10 protein-coding genes are annotated in these 21,029 nt (G+C 33.9%); 4 read left to right on the forward strand and 6 right to left on the reverse strand.

What is annotated here, in order from left to right; genetic code table 11:
* The first annotated feature begins 89 nt into the window (after positions 1-89).
* Positions 90-1,331: a cellulase family glycosylhydrolase gene (locus tag H599_RS0105425; RefSeq protein WP_026713200.1), complete on the forward strand. Its 1,242-nt coding sequence runs from the start codon at positions 90-92 to the stop codon at positions 1,329-1,331.
* A 458-nt stretch (positions 1,332-1,789) separates the two neighbouring features.
* Here H599_RS0105425 and H599_RS0105435 read toward each other — a convergent pair whose 3' ends face one another.
* From H599_RS0105435 to H599_RS0105455, 5 genes are read right to left on the reverse strand one after another with little or no spacing between them, the layout of a single operon-like run.
* Entirely contained in the window at positions 1,790-2,815 is a 1,026-nt protein-coding gene (locus tag H599_RS0105435) for a glycoside hydrolase family 43 protein (RefSeq protein ID WP_026713201.1), read from the reverse strand.
* Between the two features lie 34 nt (positions 2,816-2,849).
* Complete coding sequence (locus H599_RS0105440) at positions 2,850-4,283, reverse strand: MFS transporter (RefSeq protein ID WP_026713202.1); 1,434 nt, start codon at positions 4,281-4,283, stop codon at positions 2,850-2,852.
* Positions 4,284-4,292: 9 nt separating this feature from the next.
* Positions 4,293-5,423: an endo-1,4-beta-xylanase gene (locus H599_RS0105445; RefSeq protein ID WP_026713203.1), complete on the reverse strand. Its 1,131-nt coding sequence runs from the start codon at positions 5,421-5,423 to the stop codon at positions 4,293-4,295.
* A gap of 16 nt (positions 5,424-5,439) precedes the next feature.
* Positions 5,440-8,337: a glycosyl hydrolase 115 family protein gene (locus H599_RS0105450; protein WP_035141208.1), complete on the reverse strand. Its 2,898-nt coding sequence runs from the start codon at positions 8,335-8,337 to the stop codon at positions 5,440-5,442.
* A gap of 46 nt (positions 8,338-8,383) precedes the next feature.
* Positions 8,384-10,576 carry an alpha-glucuronidase family glycosyl hydrolase gene (locus tag H599_RS0105455; RefSeq protein ID WP_026713205.1) on the reverse strand — a complete coding sequence of 731 codons (2,193 nt, stop codon included), beginning with the start codon at positions 10,574-10,576 and terminating at the stop codon, positions 8,384-8,386.
* Positions 10,577-10,762: 186 nt separating this feature from the next.
* Between H599_RS0105455 and H599_RS0105460 the strand changes: the two genes are divergently transcribed.
* Positions 10,763-13,003: a glycoside hydrolase family 3 C-terminal domain-containing protein gene (locus H599_RS0105460; RefSeq protein WP_026713206.1), complete on the forward strand. Its 2,241-nt coding sequence runs from the start codon at positions 10,763-10,765 to the stop codon at positions 13,001-13,003.
* A gap of 16 nt (positions 13,004-13,019) precedes the next feature.
* Positions 13,020-14,945, forward strand: coding sequence for a sialate O-acetylesterase (locus tag H599_RS0105465; protein ID WP_081810514.1), 1,926 nt, complete (start codon positions 13,020-13,022; stop codon positions 14,943-14,945).
* A gap of 80 nt (positions 14,946-15,025) precedes the next feature.
* On the opposite strand, the gene H599_RS0105470 is transcribed toward H599_RS0105465, so the two are convergent.
* Complete coding sequence (locus H599_RS0105470) at positions 15,026-16,057, reverse strand: LacI family DNA-binding transcriptional regulator (protein WP_026713208.1); 1,032 nt, start codon at positions 16,055-16,057, stop codon at positions 15,026-15,028.
* Between the two features lie 778 nt (positions 16,058-16,835).
* On the opposite strand from H599_RS0105470, the gene H599_RS0105475 reads away from it, so the two are divergent.
* Positions 16,836-21,020, forward strand: a complete 4,185-nt coding sequence (locus H599_RS0105475) for a two-component regulator propeller domain-containing protein (RefSeq protein WP_026713209.1) — start codon at positions 16,836-16,838, stop codon at positions 21,018-21,020.
* Positions 21,021-21,029 lie beyond the last annotated feature (9 nt).

Raw genomic sequence — 21,029 nt, forward strand, 5'->3', positions numbered from 1 at the left:
ATCATAAATAGTTAGTTTGAGTTTACCCTTTGGGCGTACTTATTTTTTTAATTACGTCCAAAGGTTTTTTAATTTAAAAATGAAACCCAATGAAATTATATAAGTTATTGAGTATTCAACTTGTTTGTTTATTCCTGTTTTCCTGTTCAAAGGATGAAGCTCCAACTTCAAAAAAACCTATAAAAGAAGTACCCGCCGAAGAAACTGTTACATGGCCATTAGCGACACCTAAATTAAAAGTGGAAGGAAAATATTTAAAAGATCCCTGTGGCAATATTGTTAAGTTACATGGAGTAGCCATGACTCCAAGTCCTTGGTTTAACGGAGGCGCTGTGGGTGAATGGCGTTGGAACAATTATGATGTGGCTGGATGTTTATCCTATAATAAAGCAATAATGGATAAATTATCTGATGCAAAACAAGGTTGGTATCTTAATTATGTTCGTTTACATATTGATCCTTATTGGACAAATAATCAAGGAGTTTCAGGTATTCAGGAAAATGATATTTCGCAATTTAATATCGACCGTTTTAAGGACGCTATAGACAAAGTGATTCTTCCGCTTATAGCTCATGCAAAAACAAGAGGAATGTATATTATTTTACGTCCACCTGGTGTTTGCCCTGATAAAATAGGAGTTGGAGATGCTTATCACGATTATTTAAAAGTGATTTGGGATTATATATCGAAACATCCGTCCTTAAAAAATGCCGATCATGTGATGTTTGAATTGGCAAATGAGCCAATTAGAATAAAACTTCCGGATGAGACTTATGGAGCCAATACTCAGGCTCATTTTGATCAGTTAAAATTGTTTTTCCAACCTATAGTAGATATGATTCGGGCAAATGGAGCTAATAATATACTGTGGATTCCGGGTTCCGGATGGCAGTCTCAGTACAAAGGTTATGCAGTGAACCCAATTTCAGGTACTAATATTGGTTATGCGGTTCATATTTATCCCGGATATTGGGGAAAAGATAATAATGATCCTGCGGTTTTTAGAGCCAATTGGAATGAAAATATTAAACCGGTAGCAGATATTGCTCCAATTGCAATTACAGAAATTGACTGGGGACCTGATAAATATCCTGTATGGGGAAAAGGAGGAGTGACCGGAACTGCAGAAGGATGGGGTTTTGGCGCTAATTTTAAAGTTATTACTGATGAATCCGGAAATGTAAGCTGGAATGTTTTATCACCTGAAAATCTTATCGATAGAGGTTCTATTATCGGAGGTATTGCTTATGATAATGATCCACAAGCCTGTGCTAATCCGGTATATAAATGGTTTAAAGAGTATGCTGAAACAATGAAGTTATGTAACTAAAAAATGCTCTTGATTTAATTAGCAAAATGCTGTTTGATTATCTAAAAAAGAAAATCAACTAAGTCATTAAAATCTTAATGTAAGATAGGATTTTGTAAAACTCAGTACTAATTCGGAGTTTTCTGTTATTATTTTAAAAAATCAATCTATTATTTAAAAATTAAAAAAATTATGAGTAATTAAAAAAGAAACCAATCAACCAAAATAGCCCTTTGAAGAGCTGTCTTGATTTTTTTGGACAGCTTTTTTTTGCCCTTTTTTTGGCAAGATGATTTATAAAAATTTAAAAGCAGTAATTGATTCGTATTTTACTTTAATTATTTTGAAAACTTTTTTTCAGGGATTGATAAAATAAAGCGAACCTGCAAAAAAAAACAGTAGTAAATAAAAATTTACCACTGTTTTAAATTTTTTTATGATCCTGTAAAGAGCCTTTTTACAGGTCAGACAGGATTCTTTTAATCCTCATTTTTATAGGGATTAATTGTTTGTATCGTCGCGTCTTCGTTGTAGTTTATCTCGGTAACTTTAATAGATCTCAGATGGGTAATCCCTTTTGAAAGACTTGAATCATGATAAAATAAGTACCATTTTCCGTCAACTTCACAAATAGAGTGGTGGGTAGTCCATCCTATAACAGGTTCTAAAATAATTCCTTGATAAGTAAAAGGTCCATAAGGACTATCGCCTGTGGCATAACAAATGTAATGAGTGTCTCCGGTTGAATATGAAAAATAGTATTTCCCCTTGTATTTATGAAGCCACGGACCTTCAAAAAAGCGGCGTTCGTGATCTCCGGCTAGAATTTCTTGACCATTTTTATCTAAAATTTTGATTTCTCGTGGTTCTTCATCAAATTCTTTCATGTCATCTGAAAGTCGAGCCACTATTGGACCTAAAGCAGACTGATAATCTGTTGGTTCTTCATTTTCTTCGGCATATTTATTATTTCTGTATTTTTGAAGCTGACCTCCCCAAATCCCTCCAAAGTACATATAATATTTTCCCTCTTCATCTTCAAAAACAGCTGGGTCAATAGAATAGCTTCCTTTTATAGCTTCCTTTTCAGGAATGAAAGGTCCTGTTGGTGAATCGCTTATGGCGACACCAATTTGAAAAATTCCATTGGCACGTTTAGCAGGAAAATAAAGGTAGTATTTTCCATTTTTGTGTGCGGCATCCGGAGCCCACATTTGGCGTTCAGCCCATGGAACATCTTTTACATGCAATGTAAGTCCGTTGTCTTTTGCTTCAGATGTAATAGAATCCATGGAGAAGACATGATAATCCTCCATTCCAAAATGATCGCCATTGTCATTGAAAGCAATTCCGGCATCAATATCATGAGAAGGGTAAATATATATTTTACCATTGAATACATGAGCAGAAGGATCAGCAGTGTAAATATGAGATACTAATGGCTGAGAAATCGCATTTTGTTCTAATTCTTTAAAGTCGATATGTTCGATACTTTCTTCAGGCATAATTTTAGTTTTTGTATTAGTGTTTATGTGATTATTAAGATCTTCGTTGTTTTAATTCCGATTCGATTTGGATTTCCATTTTTTTATCAATTTCATAGAAAAACAGTAAACCAACTCCCAGCAGGAATGGAATGGCAGGAAAGATGCTGACTAATAATTTTATTCCATTAACGGCACTTTCCGGTTGTTGTAATGAATTAGGGATATAATTAAAAATTCCTAATAGCGATGTGGTTAAAGCTCCTCCAATGCTTAAACCAGTTTTTAAACCTACCATCATCGCTGAAAAAATAATGGCTGTGGCACGACGGTTTGTTTTCCATTCCGAAAAATCAGCCACATCGGCAATCATCGCCCATAAAACAGGAATAGTAATTCCATAGAAAAAACCATGGAAAATTTGGGATAAAAACATCAATGAAACCGATTGCGGAGGATAGAAATAAAAAGCAATGATAAATAGTGTTGATATAAAAAGAAAGAATCTGAAAATATCTCTTTTACCATATTTGTCTGCTAATTTTTTTGACAAGGTTATTCCAACAATCATAAAAATAATGCCACCGGCGTTAAATAATCCGAATCCGGACGAGATAGGATCGTCACCAAAATGGTTTAAACCAACAGTGGAGAGTACATCCAAAATAGGTTTGATAAATAAAGTCAGTTGTTCCTTGTCAACATAATTTTCAAAATAATAAACATAAGAACCTCCTTTTAAAGCCAGTGTAATAAATACTAATGTTGTAAGCAGGAGCATAATGACCCAGGGTTTGTTTTTTACTAAATCGCCTAAATCTTCTTTAACACTTGATTTTTGTTCTGGTTTAGGAACAATACGCTCTTTTGTGGTGAAAAAAGTAATTAAAAGCATGATAGTTCCCACAATAGCCAGAATGGTCATTACTTTTTCAATACCGATTGCTTTATCGCCATTTCCGGCACTTTTGATAATTCCTAGCATGAATACCTGCACAAAAAACTGAGCAAACATTACCGCAACAAACCGGTACGAGGATAAGCTGTTTCGCTCCGCCATTTCTCCGGTAATTACGCCACTTAAGGCCGAATAGGGCAAGTTATTGGCAGCATATAGCAATAACAAACAGGAGTAGGTTATTACAGCATAAATTACTTTTCCCTGATAAGCAAAATTTGGTGTGCTAAAAGCCAATAAGGCTACCACTCCTAAAGGAACCGAAGTCCATAAAATCCAGGGACGAAATTTTCCCCATTTTGAATTGGTTCTGTCAGCAATGGCACCAATAACCGGATTAAAAATAAATGCAGCTATCAATCCAACAATAAGCATAATTATCGAGGAATCAGTAGGGGATAATCCGTAAATATCGGTATAAAAATAAGCCAGATAAGTCATTAAGGTTTGGAAAACCAAATTGGCAGCTAAGTCACCCAGACTATATCCTATTTTTTCTTTTATGGATAATTTTTGTGAAGTCGTATTCATGAAAGTTATTTATTTGTTTTTTTGTTTTAAACTTAATACTTGATAATAGGCTTTCTTTGGCTGTAAATTAGCATCAAATAACAGAGGATAATCAGTTCTTCCTCTAATCGGGAAATCATTTAACCAGGACTGGGTATCATTGACTCCCCAGAAGGTAACTCTGCTTATTTTGTCTTTGTGTTCCAGAAATAGTTTAAAGATATCCTCATAGCGTTGTGCAAGTTTAACCTGCATGGAATCTGGTAATGATTTAGGATAAGGATTCATTTTTTCATTATTTTCAAATCGTTGACTTACCTCGGCACCCTGTAATCCGAAAGGACTAGGTAATACAGATACATCAAGTTCAGTAATAGCAACTTTTACACCTAAACTGGAATAAGCAAGAATACTTTTTTCTATTTCTTGAATTGTAGGTCTGTCAAGATGCCAGTGTCCCTGCATGCCAATACCGTCAATTTTAACTCCTTTTTCCTGTATTTTTTTTACCATTCTGATTACACCTTCTCTTTTTGCGGGATTTGTCATGCTGTAATCATTATAATAAAGATCAACTTTAGGGTCAGCTGCCGCTGCAAGTTGGAATGCCTTAGCTATAAAATCTTCCCCAAGTGTTTTTAAAAACACCGATTTTCTTAAACTTCCATCATCGTTGACTGCTTCATTAACAACATCCCATGAATTAATTAGACCTTTGTATTTTTTTACAATGGTAGTAATGTGGTTTTCGAATGCGGCATTCATTTCGACACTGTCTTTTATTTCAGAAAACCATTTTGGTAATTGGCTATGCCAAATCAACGTATGCCCGTGAATAAACATATTGTGTTTTTTTCCGAAAGCCACATACTTATCGGTTGTTTTAAAATCAAATTTATCTTTTTGCGGATGCACAAACATTGATTTCATGATGTTTTCAGCGGTAATGGCATTAAACTCTTTTGAAATAAACTGAGTTACCTTGGGGTCTTTTTCCTCAATTTGATTGACATCTAATGCGGTTCCAATATAAAAATCGCCATTAAAAGCATCTTTAAGCGAAGTGCCTGTAGTTGTCAATTTAGTATTGATTTTATTATTACAGCTACTTAAGGCAAAAACTGCCGAGAAGAAGAGTAAAATTGGTTTGGTTGATTTCATGTTTTATATTTTTTGATTAATTTTTAATATTCAAACTTTGAGGAGGACCTAAATAACTTTGCTTTAAATTGCTTTTTTCTGTTTCGATTATAATTTTTTGTAGTACTAAGCCTTCGTCTACTCTAAAATAATTTAGAGTATGATTGCCCTCTTGAATATCAAATTCGGTTGTAATCACTTTAATATTATCCGACACATTTTTATCCCAGTATTTAGGTACTTTTCCGTTATAATCAAAAATATTAGGTTCTGAAGAATAATTTATTTGACTAGGTTTTTCGTTGTCAAAAGATAATCCATAGTAAAATCCTTCTCTTGTAGAATAGTTTATGGTTGGAGAAAAATAGAGTTGTACTTTAACTTTTCCAGAATGTTGAAAATTGACATTGTAAGTAAGTTTAGGAGAGTTTGGAGTTAATTCTACTCGTCCTTTTTTAATTGGTAAGGATATAACTCCGGCATTACTTTTACCTAAATTTTCAACCACTTCCCATTTAAAATCCTGAGATTCTGATTTATTTGAAAAATTTTCGGCATTGATGACGATATATCCATTGTTTTCTGCAAAGCCCTGAATCCCATCTTTGCTGAGGTTATTAGTTGTTATTGTAACCGGAATTTTTCTTCCTGCTCCTGAAATGATTGTTTCTGAAGTTTGAATGCCTTTAGGTGCTTTTTTCCAATTTATTTTAACGATGATACGTTCTTGTTGAGCAATTGTTCCTTTTCTTTTAGAAATCTGTATCCAATTAGATTTTGATGTAATTTTAAAATCAAAAGCTTTACTTCCCCGGTTAAAAATATCAATGTAAGAGCTATTATTTGAAAAAGTACTTAATTCAGCTAATGTGGCTGCTTCGCCGGAGTTAGGCCACCATTGTGTGTTGCCTTCAACAGCGACTCCCATTTCGGCTTTTTCCGGAATTACAATTGTTTTAGTTTCGGGAATTATATTGGTTTTAGGATCCTGCCAGTTGGTATAGCCAATATGAGTTTGGGACATCATGTGATTCCATTTTCCATTAGCCATTGTTTTCTGGTAATAGTTAGAAAGTTCAGCATCTTTGCTAAACAATGTTTTTACTTTATCAGCATATTGATTAGTAGCTGCTCTTCCCTGACTGGCATACCAATTGTTTTTTGCTGCCGTGACATACAATTCATTTAAATTAGCACTTGCTAAGACAGGATAAAATACTAATTGATAAAAAGCATCTTTATATTCCGGACTTAGTTTTTCATTTACTGCTTGTGCTTTTTGTACCAATTCGTTATAGTTTGCCACTATGTTTTCGGCTTCGTTATAATGAATTAAACTATAGGTTGAAGGATTTAATAGTTCAGGTTTTCGATTTGAATTGTACTTGCTGTACATTTTTAATATTTCAGCAATAGCATTGGCATTTTGTGCACCAAAATTCGCTGTAGCCCATTGGGTATAATAATCTTGTAAATTAGCTGCATTCCAATATTCAGGATTCCAGGCATAATCTAAGAAGAATTCTATAGGAAATTCCATAGGTTTTATATCACCCACATTTACAATCCATACTTTATCAGCTCCGTGTTCATAAGCGAGATGCATTTGTTCCCAGGTGCGTTCAATTTGGTTGGTGTTAATCCATTTGTAACTTCTGGGACCACCTACGTAATCAAAGTGGTAATAGATTCCAAAACCTCCTTGACGCGGCTTTGCATTCAATTCAGGTAGTTTTCTTAAATTACCCCAGTTGTCATCACATAGTAATAAGGTTACATCATCCGGGACTTGCATTCCTTTGTCATAGTATTCCTGAACTTCTTTATACAAAGCCCAAATTTGAGGTGTTTCTTCAGCAGGTTTTTGGGTTACGTTACTAATGATTTCACGTTGTGTTTTTACAATTTTTTCTAAAAGTTCAATCGCAGTACCTTCGGTCATAGGTTCGTCTCCATCGCCGCGCATACCAATGGTAACCAGTGTTTCTTTAGTCCCCATTCGTTGGATTCCATCTGTCCAGAATTTCTTTAAACTTTCCGGATTTTTATTAAAATCCCATTCGCCATTAACAGCCTTATTCCATTCTCCATGCGCTTTTGCTAATGGTTCGTGATGCGAAGTTCCCATGACAATACCATATTCGTCAGCTAAAATTCCGTTTTGAGGATCATCTGCATAAAACTTTTCACTCCACATAGCAGGCCATAAATAATTTCCTTTCAGTCTTAAGATTAACTCAAAAACTTTGTCGTAAAATTTCGCATTGAATTTTCCATAATTTTCACGAACCCAACCGGTAAGAGCAGGCGCTTCGTCATTGATAAAAATGCCCCGGTATTTTACTTTTGGTACACCCAAAGTATGAATCCCTGGTAAAACATGTAATTCCGATTGTTTTTTTACAGGAACATCAGCCCAAAAATACCAGGGAGATACACCAATTTGATTTGATAAATCATACATGCCGTAAATTGTTCCTCTTTTGTCTGAACCTGCTATTACTAAAGCTCTTTTTATGTTTTTTGTTGGGTTTTCTACAATTTGAGTGGTGAATTTTTCCCATTTTCCAGTTAGTTCAGCGGCATTTATTTTTCCGGCTTTAGCTAATTGATCGATAATAGTACTATGTCCGAGTGTACCAATGATGATGACATTTTCGGTTTCCTGATTTTTGTTTTCTAATTTTTTAGCGTGCAAATCAGTTACATTATAAAGATCATTTTCTAAATGTCCTGCAACACGTAAAACACCCGCAAAATCATTATCACTTACTAAGATTGAGGCAATTTTACCTTTGGTTGCAATAGGAAAACTTCCTTTTGTAGTTGAATTAGTTACATATTTATTAGGATTGATTGCATAGTTGTTCTGAACAGTCAAAATCAATACTATCAATAAAGTATAAAAGCTATATTTTTTGATTATGTTGTTCATTCTATTTTTCAATCCTTTATTCTAATTTGTACTATTCTGTTTTTTATTAATTATTTCCCGGAGCAAATGGAAATTTGAGTGATTCAAAATACTCTAGGGTTTGTGTCGGTTTTTCAACTCCATTAGGTAATTCTTTACCAGAATATTGTTGAAAATAGAGTAAACAGGCATCACGCCACCATTTGGCTTCTTTGTGTTGAATATTTAAAAGCATTTCCACTTCATGAAAACGTTGTTCATCAACATAAGGTTTTATCTTGTTCCAGGTGTTTTGCATACTGGCCACCTGATTTACTCCTTCCTGATATTTTAGTGCCAAGGAATTCCAAAGTGTAGCTCCATTTTTTAGTTTATAATCCCAGGATACATGATGAAACCACAATAAGTTTTTTTCTGGACAATTGGCTATATCGTTAAATTCTTTTGCTACTTCGGGAGCGTATTGTGCGGTTGCATTGCTTCCGGTTGAAGAACGGTCAAATCCAATTCCATTTTTATCGGCTTTATGGTAATAGACTGGATTCCATTCGGGTCTGGATAAATTACTCACCCAGGGACCTGGGCCATAATGATGTCCTGTATCCATAATATGATGTAAACCTAGAGGAGTCATATAATTGACAACGGCTTCTCTGGAATTTATTATCATTTCTTGAACAGGCAAAACAAATTTTTCATCATTAGAAAAGGTCATGCGCAACCATTCATCTGCAATGGTTTTTGAATCTAAGTTTGGATTCCAGGCCAGACGCCCAAATCCATACCAATTGGCTTGAGCAAAAGGATGTCCGCACCAATTGAGGTCACTGCCAATGTTTGCAACCCCGGCTATTCCTGTTAATTGATGATTATCTAAAGAACCGTCTATGATTTTTGTAATACTTGAACCTTTCCCTTTGCTGAAGGTATCTGCTTCTAAAGTTTCCTGAAATAATTTTGGAAGAAATACTAAATGCGTACTAAATCCTAAATATTCCTGAGTGATTTGAAATTCCATCATTAAAGGAGTTTTGGGCATTGCACCGAATAATGGATGAAATGGTTCTCTAGGCTGAAAATCGATTGCTCCGTTTTTAACCTGGACGATTACATTATCTCTAAATTTTCCATCATAAGGAACAAATTCGCTATAGGCTTGTTTGGCTCTGTCATCGGTATTGTGTTCAGAATATACAAAAGCCCTCCACATGACGATACCGCCAAAAGGAGCTAAGGCATCCGCAAGCATATTGGCTCCATCCACATGATTTCTGCCATAATTTTGTGGTCCAGGCTGTCCCTCAGAGTTGGCTTTAACTAAAAATCCTCCAAAGTCAGGAATGTAATTATAGATTTCTTTGGCTTTATCTTTCCACCATTGTTGAACTTCAGAAGACAAAGGATCAGCAGTTTTTAATTTTCCAATTTCGATAGGAGCAGAAAAACGAGCTGTTAAATATACTTTTATTCCATAAGGTCTAAAAGTATTGGCCAAAGCCTGTACTTTTTCTAAATATTGCGGGGTTAATATCAATGCATTGGCATTTACATTATTTAAAACGGTTCCGTTGATACCTATAGAAGCATTGGCACGCGCATAATCAATATAACGTTGGTCTATAAAGTCGGGTAATTTTTGCCAATTCCAAATAGACGATCCTGCATAACCCCTCTCTACGGTTTCGTTTAAATTATCCCAATGATTCAAAATGCGAACTTTTGTTTTTGGGGAATCAATTATGTCTAAATTATTGATGGATTGATTGGTTTGAAGTAATCGTAAATAGTGAAATACACCATATAAAACACCAATATCTTTCTTGGCAGTAATTAAAATTTGAGGTTTGTTTTTTAACTGAATTGTTTTAATGACAAAGCCTTCATTATTTATTTTCTGTAATTCAGTTTTTGTTTGATCTAGTAATTCCGGTGATAAATTTGACTGATTGGCAAGAATGATATTGGCTGATTCAGCTGTTTTGTTTGATAACGGGACTGTTTTGTTAATTAGACTTTTGAAGGCATTCTGTAATTCTTTTGTGGCAATTTTAATTGTTTCTGAATTCCCAATCGTCACAATATTTTTGTTTTTTTCTTGGTATTCGGTTATTCTTTCTGAATTTACAACTTTATTATATTGAAGCCACAATTTATAGTCTGTTTGGGCTATTGTTTTCTGGATACCAAAGAGTAGTACCAATGCATATAGGAAAGTTGGATTTTTAGGAATATTTATAAAAAATAATTTAATTGAGTTCATTTGGTTAGCTAATTAAATACTATTGATCGTATGAATTTATTTTTTTATTCGATGCTATAATTTTTTTTGTTTTATATTTGCAATCGGTTGCGTAAAAGTAAAGCATAGAAATATAATAAAAAAATTTTATGTTATTTTTTTTATATTCCTAATGATTTTTATTAAAAAGTAAAAAATATTTAAATTATGAAGAGATTTTGTTGTTATTCTGTTTTGGTACTCTTGTTTTTTACCATTTTGCCTTGTAAAGCACAATTGAAGGCAAAAAATGATGGATTATTTAGGTTTAATAATCCTTCTTTGCCAATTGATGCACGCGTACAGGATTTAATTTCCAGATTAACATTGGAAGAAAAAATTGAGCAAATGATGAATAGTACTCCGGAAATTAAAAGGCTCAATATAGCGCCTTATGATTATTGGAATGAAGCTTTACATGGAGTGGGGCGATCCGGAGTTGCAACTGTTTTTCCGCAGGCTATTGGTTTAAGGGCGACTTTTGATACCGATTTGGCATACAAAGTTTCCAGTGCAATTTCTGATGAAGCCAGAGCCATGCATAATGTAGCAAAAGCGAAAGGAAATCATTTAAGGTATAGCGGATTGACATTTTGGACGCCTAATATTAATATTTTTAGAGATCCAAGATGGGGACGCGGACAGGAAACTTACGGGGAAGATCCGTTTTTAACTGCACAAATAGGAACAGCGTTTGTGAAAGGTTTACAAGGAGATAATCCAAATTATTTAAAAACGGCGGCCTGCGCCAAACATTTTGCCGTTCACAGCGGCCCTGAAAAAGTGAGGCATGGTTTTAATGCCGAGGCAACACCTAAAGATTTATGGGAAACTTATTTGCCGGCTTTTCAATCTTTGGTTGAAGAGGCAAAGGTAGAATCGGTAATGTGTGCTTATAATAGTACTAACGGTGAACCTTGTTGCGCCAATAAATATTTAATTAGTGACGTACTAAAAAAGCAATGGAATTTTAAGGGTCATATTGTTACAGATTGCGGGGCGATTGAGGATTTTTTTACAACCAAAGATAATGGTGGTCATGGAGTTTCTAAAAGCAAAGCCGAAGCTGCCGCACTTGTTTTAAAAAGCGGAATCAGTTTAAATTGCGGGAGTTCTTTTTCAGGTTTGTCAGAAGCGGTGAAATTAGGTTTGGTGAGTGAAAAAGAAATCGATGCGCAATTAGCAGTTCTTTTGAAAACAAGATTTAAATTAGGTTTATTCGATCCAATGGGAAGTAATCCTTATGATGTTATTTCGTATGAGGTTGTTAATAGTGCCAATCATAGAGCTTTGGCAAAAGAAGTGGCTCAAAAAAGTATTGTTTTGTTAAAGAATAATGGTGTTTTACCTCTAAAAACCAATCTTCCAAGATATTTCGTCACAGGACCAAATGCGTCCAGTATTGAGGTACTATTAGGAAATTATTATGGAATTAATCCAAATATGGTAACTATTTTGGAAGGAATTACATCGGCAATTAGTGCTGAGAGCCAATTAGAATACCGCTTAGGTGCGATGCTCAATAAACCATCAATAAATCCGATTAATTATGCAACCGGAAATGCCGGAAGCAGCGATGTGACGATTGTGGTTTTAGGGGTTTCAAGTACTTTAGAAGGAGAGGAAGGTGATTCGATTGATTCTAATTCAGCCGGAGACAGATTGAATTATAATTTGCCTGAAAATCAAATAGCGTATCTTAGAGATTTAAGAAAAACAGCCAATAAAAAATCCGATAATAGAAATCCGATAGTTGCTGTTGTAACAGGCGGAAGTCCGATGAATTTAGCCGAAGTTCAGGAATTGGCTGATGCCGTTTTGCTTGTTTGGTATCCCGGAGAAGAAGGAGGAAATGCTGTCGCAGATATTCTTTTTGGAAAAGTGGCTCCTTCTGGAAAATTACCAATTACTTTCCCAAAATCTTTAGATCAATTGCCTCCTTTTGAGGATTATTCGATGAAAGGCAGAACTTATAAATACATGAATGTTGCCCCAATGTATCCTTTTGGTTTTGGGTTGAGCTATACTAATTTTACTTATAGTGAAGCTAAAATTTCTAAAAATAAAATTTCTAAAAAAGAGGACGTAACTGTAACGGTAAAAGTGACCAATACAGGTCAGGTTAAATCAGACGAAGTAGTGCAATTGTATGTATCCGATTTAAAAGCGTCTGTTGATGTTCCTAATTTTCAATTGAATGCAGTCAAACGAATTAGCTTAGAAGCGGGTGAATCTAAAGAAGTATCTTTTCAGTTGATACCAAAAGCTTTTGAAATAGTAAAAATGGATGGATCAAAAATGATAGAATCGGGAGATTTTAAAATTCATGTAGGAGGTTCCAGTCCAATGAAAAGAAGTTTTGAATTGGGTGCGCCAAAAATGGCAGAAATACTATTAACTGTGAAATAACTAAAAAATCGAAGTAATGAAAGTATTCAAAAATGTAATTATCCTATTATTTTTTGTGCAAGTAGGAGCAGTTAAAGCTCAAATAAGATTGCCTAAATTGATAAGTGACGGGCTGATTTTGCAAAGAAATGAAAATGTAAAACTATGGGGTTGGGCTTCGCCAAATGAATCTGTTCAGTTAACATTTAAATCTAAAAAGTATGTTACCAAAGCCGATGAAAAGGGAAATTGGACTATTCAATTGCCTGTTCAAAAGGCAGGAGGTCCTTACGAAATGACTTTTAATGCTGGTAATGAAGTCATCGTAAAAGACATTTTGTTTGGCGATGTTTGGATTTGTTCAGGACAATCTAATATGGAATTGCCTATGGAGCGCCTGAAAGAAAAATATGGAGAGGTGATTAAAAACGCCTCCAATTCTAATATCCGACAGTTTTTGGTTCCCGATAAATATGATTTTAACGAAGAAAAGTCGGATGTAGATTCCGGAAGTTGGGTTTCGGCTAATCCAAAAACAGTGCTGGAGTTTTCGGGAGTGGCTTATTTTTTTGCTAAAGCAATATATGAAAAAGAGCAAATTCCTATTGGTTTGATTAATTCAGCCTTAGGGGGTTCTCCAATTGAATCCTGGTTAAGTGAGGGGGCTTTAAGGGCTTTTCCGGAAGCTTATAAGGAGAGTCAGAAATTTAAAAATAAAGAGCTAATCAAAGAGATTGAATCTGGTGATAAAAAAAGGAATGATGACTGGTATGATTTATTGAATAAAACCGATTTGGGTTTAGAAAATCATTGGGATTTAGCAGGAACTTATGATAAAGATTGGAATACGATGCAAATACCGGGTTATTGGGCTGATTCTTCTATTGGAAATACCAATGGTGTAGTTTGGTTTCGAAGAGAAATTGAAGTTCCAAAATCCATGGTTGGAAAACCAGCCAAGTTGTTTATGGGTAGAATTGTTGACCAGGATTTTGTTTATGTAAATGATCAATTAATAGGGACAACGAGTTATCAATATCCCCCACGTAGATATGATGTAAATGCAGATGTATTGAAAGAAGGAAAAAACACCATTTCTATTAGAGTAATAAACAATTCCGGAAGAGGTGGATTTGTAGAAGATAAACCGTATTTTCTGGCTGTTAATAAGGATACGATTGATTTAAAGGGAGAATGGAAATATAAGTTAGGCGTAGCCATGCAGCCCTTAAAAGGGCCAACTTTTATAAGATGGAAGCCGGAAGGATTGTTTAATGCTATGATAGCACCTTTGACCCATTTAAAAATTAAAGGAGTGTTGTGGTATCAGGGTGAATCCAATGCGGGAAATCCAAAATTATATGCGAAAACTTTACCGGTATTGATTGAAGACTGGCGAACAAAATGGGGACAGGGAAACTTTCCTTTCTTGTTTGTACAATTGCCTAATTATATGGAAACTTATCCGGAACCAAGAGAAAGTAATTGGGCTGTTTTAAGACAGTCACAATTTGAAAGTTTGAAAATGCCTAACACGGCTATGGCTGTTGCCATTGATTTAGGGGAATGGAATGATATTCATCCATTGAACAAAGAAGATGTTGGAAATCGTTTGGCATTGCTGGCTCGAAAAATAGCCTATGGAGAAAAGAATTTAAATGCATCAAGTCCGATGCCTGCAAAATCGGTATTTGAGGAAAATAAGGTGATAATTTCTTTTAAGAATACAGGAAAGGGTTTGGTTGTAAAAAATGGAACAGATTTAAAATCATTTGCGATTTCCAATGATGGGAAAAAATTTGTTTGGGCAAAAGCTAAAATAGCAGGGAATACTGTTGAAGTTTGGAATAAAAATATAAAGAATCCGATAGTTGTTCGTTATGCCTGGGATAATAATCCGTCGGAGGCTAATTTATTTTCAAAAGAGGGATTGCCTTCGACTCCTTTTGAAGTGAAAAAATAATGCAGATCAAGTAAAATAAAAAACTCATTGAAAGCAAATTCAATGAGTTTTTTTATAACATTTATAGAAGGAAATGGAAATTAGTTTTTTTGAGAAGACTCTCTAACTAATACTTCCGTATCTAAATAAGTGATTCCTTTTTCTGCATTTTTTTTGGCCGATTTGATATTTTTTAAAATAATTTCGGCCGAAATTTGTCCCATTTTAGCTGCTGGATGTGTAATTGTGGATAAATTAGGGTCGATTATTTCTGAAATGGGATCATTGTTAAAGCCAATAATAGCAATATCTCCCGGAACGCTGAGGCCTCTTTTTTTAGCGCTTTGAATAGCACTGACAGCCATAATATCTCCCGAGGCAAAAATTCCGTCTGGAGGAGTTTTTAAATCGAGTAATTTATTGCTGGCTTTAACACCTTCTTCGTAGGTTACTGCTTTTAGGTCAACTATCAGTTCTTCTTTTGGAGTTATATTGTGTTTTTTCAAAGCATCTAGGTAACCTCGCATCCTTTCGGTGTATAAATTTCCAAATTTGGAACCTGCTGTAAGATGTCCTATTCGGGTACAGCCTTGCTCAATTAGATGCTCTGTTGCTTTAAATCCGGCAGCATAGTTATCAATGATGACTTTAAAAGTGTCAAAATCTTTTGGAACCCTATCGACAAAAACTAACGGAATATCTTTGCTTACAAATTGTTGAAAATGAGAAGTGTCAGTCGTTTTCATTGCCAAAGAGCAAATGACACCGCTTACTCTACTGCCATACAAAGATTTGGCCATGCTTACTTCAGCTTCATAAGAGTCATTAGATTGCATGATAATAACATTATATCCTGATTTTTGTGCTGTGATTTCAATACCACTAATCAAAGACGACAGAAAGGGTTGTGTTACTGTAGGAACAAGAACACCTATGGTTTGGGTTTTATTTCCTCTTAATCCGGCAGCTAAAGTATTAGGAACGTAGCCCATTTCTTCAGCAACTTTTTTAACTTTTTTAATTGTCTTTTCGCTGATGGTATGATGGTCTTTTAGTGCCCGGGATATTGTTGAAGTAGCCAGATTTAATTTTTCAGCTATATCATATATGGTCACCACTTTATTTTCTTCCATAAATATTAATCGTTTGTAAACAAATATACATTTTATAATAAGTATTGAGGTGTTATCATCCTGATTTTTAGTTATTATTTCTTTTAACTAAATTTTGTCTGTTTGCTATTATAAAAGGATTTACTGCAAAAGTAGATAAAAAAACAATCGATTGTATTTTTATGAGTAAGGAATAAAAAGCTTTTGTAAAATAAGATCTATTAGATGAAATATAGTTTAAAACTAAGTAAGCTGATAAATAATAAGAAAATAGCAAAAGACTAATTGGGTTGTTCTTTGTGAATATTTAATAAAAAAATAACTGAATTTGCAATTCAAATTCGGTTGTTTTGTGTCACTTCTATTGGGTTAAGTAATATCAGATTGTGGTAATTTTTTAAAATTTAGTTGGTATGATTAGTCATTTTTTGTGGTTGATTTCTTTTGAAACTAATCCTCCTAATTTATCAGATTAACAATGGTTTAGTTTTAAAAAAAAAATGGGACAAAAAAGAAAAAATTTTCTTTGTTCCGTCAAGTGACCTTAACTGAACAAATGTCGAAACATTTTGTAGAGGATTTGGAACGACTCAATGTCTTAAATTACAAGTTCTGATAAAATTTTTTTAACTCTAATTAGTTAGAGTCTCTTTATTAGTTGTGATTTTTTTGATTATAGATATTCTAAAATATTAAGAATATTTAATTCTATTTTAGAAAAATAGTTCCCTTTAAATTTTAATTTATAAATTTGAATCCTTCTAAAGCTATTCTCTAAACCATTTTATATTCCAGATTAATGAAAAAATCAATCATCATTTGGATGGTGTTATTATTTGTCAGTCATTTAAGTTTTGCACAATATTCCAATCTGAAATTTGAAAATTTTGATACTAATAAAGGACTTTCCAGTAGTACCAGTGTGGAAATTTTTCAGGATAATGATGGCTTTTTATGGTTTGGTACTATTGACGGACTAAACAAATACAATGGCTATGAATTTGAAATTTACCGTCCAATTATTAATGATATTCATTCTATAAGTAATAACAGGATTAATGCCATTACTCAGGATGGTAAAGGTTATTTATGGGTAGGTACAAGCAATGGATTGAATGTTTTTGATAAAAAATCACAAAAATTTTACCGAATCAATCTTTATAAAAATAAAGATGTTAATGTCAGGGAAGAGATAAACAGTTTGTTATTTGATAAAAAAAACAGATTGCTATGGGTAGGAACTAAAAATGGTTTAGTGAAAATCATTTTAAATTCTGCGGACTATCCTTCATTTAAAAATTTTCATTTTGACCGTTATACGAATAAGATTAACGATAAAAAGTCAATTGATAATAATAACGTTACTAATGTTATTCAGGATAAAAAAGGAGGTATTTGGATAGGAACCGAAGGGAATAATTTACATCGTTATAATTTTAAGACAAATACATTCGACAGAATTAATATAGTTTTTGAAACCCATCAATATTTAGATCATTTGCCCAAACAAATTCTTCTGGATAGAGAAGGTTATTTTTGGATAGGGAACGATTTATCTCATCTGTATCTTTATAATCCTATTACTAAAATTGCGAAAAAAGTAGCACCAGTTGGACAAAGTACACCAGTTTTTCATTTGTATGAGGATAGAAAGGGAACAGTATGGGCTGCTACTGACGGGAGTGGTTTATATTTGTTAGACAGAAATAAAGGCGTATTACAGCATCTTTTACAAAATCAGGATGATCCTTTTTCTTTGCCTAATAACCAGCCCTCAAATGTGTTAGAAGATAAAGATGGTATCTATTGGATTGCCAGTTATAATAAAGGAATTAATAAACTGGCTTTGTTTAAATCCTCTTTCGGACACTATTTTTATAAGCCAAACAGTGGAAATAAAGGTTTGAGTACCAAAATTGCGCAGTCGGTTATAGAAGATGGAAAACAACGTATTTGGATTGGTACCGATGGAGGAGGGCTTGATTTGTTTGATAGTAAAACACAAACGTTTAAACACTTTAAATCAATTCCAAGTTCAGTAAATACATTGAGTTCCAATAAAATTTTATATCTCGCGAGGGGAGAAAATAGCGATTTATGGGTATGCACCTGGGATGGAGGGCTCAATAAATTTAATACAGAAACCGGAACTGTAAAACGATATGAAAACAATCCAAATAATCCTTTTTCAATAGGACAAAATACAGTTTGGTGTGCGGTTAAAGATAATCAGCATAGGCTTTGGGTAGGTACTTCAACAGCTGGTTTAAATTTGTTGGATACCCAAACGGAAAAGTTTTACCAGTATAAAAATCAACTTAACAATTCTAAAAGTTTAATAAGCAATTTTGTTTTTTCCTTATTTGTTGATTCTAAACAACGACTTTGGGTAGGGACTTCTTTAGGTTTGTGTTATGTAAAACTGAATCATTTGGAAACCAGAATTCCTAAAAATATCAATTTTGAAGAAATAAAGATAAAAAACATACAGGGTAATCGTGTCAATCAGGTTATCGAAGATTATAAAGGAAATATTTGGGTTGGAACCGATATGGGGTTGTACCAGCTAGGAACTGATTTAAAATTAAAACAGGCGTATTCTTCTAAAAACGGACTTCCAAATAATTTGGTAGTTGGAATTCAGGAAGATAATAATAAGAATATCTGGGTAAGTACTAAAAGTGGTTTGTCCTTATTAAATCCTAAAACTAAGAATATTAAAAATTTCAATGCTCATGATGGTTTGCAGGGATTAGAGTTTCAAAGTAAATCGATTGCCAAAACTTTTGATGGAAGAATTATTGTTGGAGGACTCAATGGGTTTAATATTTTTTATCCTAATGATATTGCTTTAAATACACACAAAGTACAGCCCATTTTAACCGATGTTAGAATATTCAATAAACGGGTAAATGCCGGTGATGCTGTTAACGGAAGAGTATTGTTCGATAAAGCTTTGTCAAATGTTAAAGAAATTGAACTAAAGTACAACGAGGGGTATATCTCATTTGGGTTTGTGGCCTTAAATTATCAAAATCCGGAGAGGGTAAAGTATGCTTATAAAATGAGCGGTCTGGATGATGAATATGTGAATGTAGATAACAATCGGGTAGCTAATTATGCTAATTTGGCTCCGGGGCTTTATACTTTTGAAGTTATAGCATCCATTGACGGGCAATGGAAAAATGCCGGAAAAACAAATATCTTAATTAGAGTACTTCCGCCATTCTGGAAAACCTGGTGGGCTTATCTTTTATATTTTGCCCTTTTTGTAGCATTGTTGTGGTTCGGATTGGAATATTATACCAATAAAATTAATGAAGAGAAAGAACATGAATTAGATCAGATGAAGTTGCGTTTCTTTATCAATGTTTCTCACGAATTCAGAACGCCACTTACTTTAATTTTAAATCCGGTAGAAAAGATTTTATCCCATTTTAACGATACCGAAGAAGTCAAAAAATCAGCTATGATTATTCAAAAGAGTAGTAAGCGATTGCTTTATTTGGTAGATCAGCTTTTGGATTTAAGAAAGATGGATTTGGGTAAATCCCGTTTAGAACTTTCAAATATGGATATTGTTGCTTTTGCCAGAGATACTTTTTCGCTTTTTGAAGATTTAGCTAAAAAGAAGGATATTCGTTTTGTATTCAAATCTGTTTTAAAAGAATATTACGGACAATTCGATCCTGATAAAATAGAGAAAATGTTGGCTAATTTGTTGTCCAATGCGATTAAGTTTACCGATAATGGTGGAATAATTACGCTTTCCTTATCCGAAGTGATGATTTCAGAAAAGAAATATAAAAAGTTGTTCTTTAGTCCGACGACTGAGGTAAAAGGGATTCAAATTCAGATAAGTGATACAGGTATTGGTTTCAAGAAAAAACAATTAAAAGAAGTGTTTCAGCGGTTTTTTCACGCCGATGCTTCCAAAACAGGAACCGGAATTGGATTAAATTACACTAAGAGTTTAGTCGAATTGCACAAAGGACATATTACTGTGGAAAGTCAGTATAAAAAAGGAACTACTTTTTCTATTACACTTCCTGCTGATTTAAAAGCGGTAGTAAAACAAAAGCAGTCGGATAACTGGAGTACACAAGGTAAGGAAATGAATGCTATCCAATCGGCAGAATATGAAATTGCTATTTCAGACGAAAAAATGAAACCGGATTCACTGGCTTCTGAAAGTGAAAATAAACCACTAATTCTTATTGTAGAAGATAATAAGGTGCTTCGCAATCACTTAAAAAGTGAATTGAAAGAATATTATCAGGTAAAAGAGGCTACAAATGGAGCAGAAGGTTTGGAGAAAATCAGAAAATACCAGCCAAATATGGTAATTAGTGATGTGATGATGCCAAAGATGGATGGTTTTGAGCTCTGCCAACAGCTTAAAAATGATTTTGAAATCAGTCATATACCTATTTTGCTATTAACGGCTCGAAATTTAGATGAAGATATGATTCGAGGTTATCAAACAGGAGCCGATGCTTATTTGTCTAAACCGTTTAATATGGCGGTACTGAAAACCCGAATTGATAATTTGCTGGAATCCAGAAAAAGATCCAGAGAGCGCTTTGCTGCTATTGGAGGAATTGTAGCTGCCTCTGAAATTACGATTAACTCATTAGATGAACACTTTTTGGATAAAGCTACCAAAGTAGTAGTGGATAATGTCAGTAATATCGATTTTACTTTGGATGATTTAATTGGTAATTTAGGAATGGGACGCTCACAGTTTTACAGAAAAATAAATTCCTTAACGGGTCAAAATCCAAGCAATTTTATTCGAACCATCCGATTAAAATATGCTTCAGAAATGTTACTGACCAATCAATTTTCGATTAAAGAAGTCGCACTTAATTGTGGTTTTAATTCAACAGCTTATTTTACGAAAACCTTTAAAGAAGTTTTTAATGTAACTCCTACGCAGTACATTCAGGATCAAAAAGAGTTAGACGAAACTACTGAAGAATAGTTTTTTTAA

It is taken from the genome of Flavobacterium daejeonense DSM 17708, assembly GCF_000425425.1.
Taxonomy (GTDB): Bacteria; Bacteroidota; Bacteroidia; order Flavobacteriales; family Flavobacteriaceae; genus Flavobacterium; species Flavobacterium daejeonense.

Coding starts and splice junctions, on each gene's coding strand:
- H599_RS0105425 (WP_026713200.1), top strand. CDS start 90: ATGAAATTATATAAGTTATTGAGTATTCAACTTGTTTGTTTATTCCTG.
- H599_RS0105435 (WP_026713201.1), bottom strand. CDS start 2,815: ATGCCTGAAGAAAGTATCGAACATATCGACTTTAAAGAATTAGAACAA.
- H599_RS0105440 (WP_026713202.1), bottom strand. CDS start 4,283: ATGAATACGACTTCACAAAAATTATCCATAAAAGAAAAAATAGGATAT.
- H599_RS0105445 (WP_026713203.1), bottom strand. CDS start 5,423: ATGAAATCAACCAAACCAATTTTACTCTTCTTCTCGGCAGTTTTTGCC.
- H599_RS0105450 (WP_035141208.1), bottom strand. CDS start 8,337: ATGAACAACATAATCAAAAAATATAGCTTTTATACTTTATTGATAGTA.
- H599_RS0105455 (WP_026713205.1), bottom strand. CDS start 10,576: ATGAACTCAATTAAATTATTTTTTATAAATATTCCTAAAAATCCAACT.
- H599_RS0105460 (WP_026713206.1), top strand. CDS start 10,763: ATGAAGAGATTTTGTTGTTATTCTGTTTTGGTACTCTTGTTTTTTACC.
- H599_RS0105465 (WP_081810514.1), top strand. CDS start 13,020: ATGAAAGTATTCAAAAATGTAATTATCCTATTATTTTTTGTGCAAGTA.
- H599_RS0105470 (WP_026713208.1), bottom strand. CDS start 16,057: ATGGAAGAAAATAAAGTGGTGACCATATATGATATAGCTGAAAAATTA.
- H599_RS0105475 (WP_026713209.1), top strand. CDS start 16,836: ATGAAAAAATCAATCATCATTTGGATGGTGTTATTATTTGTCAGTCAT.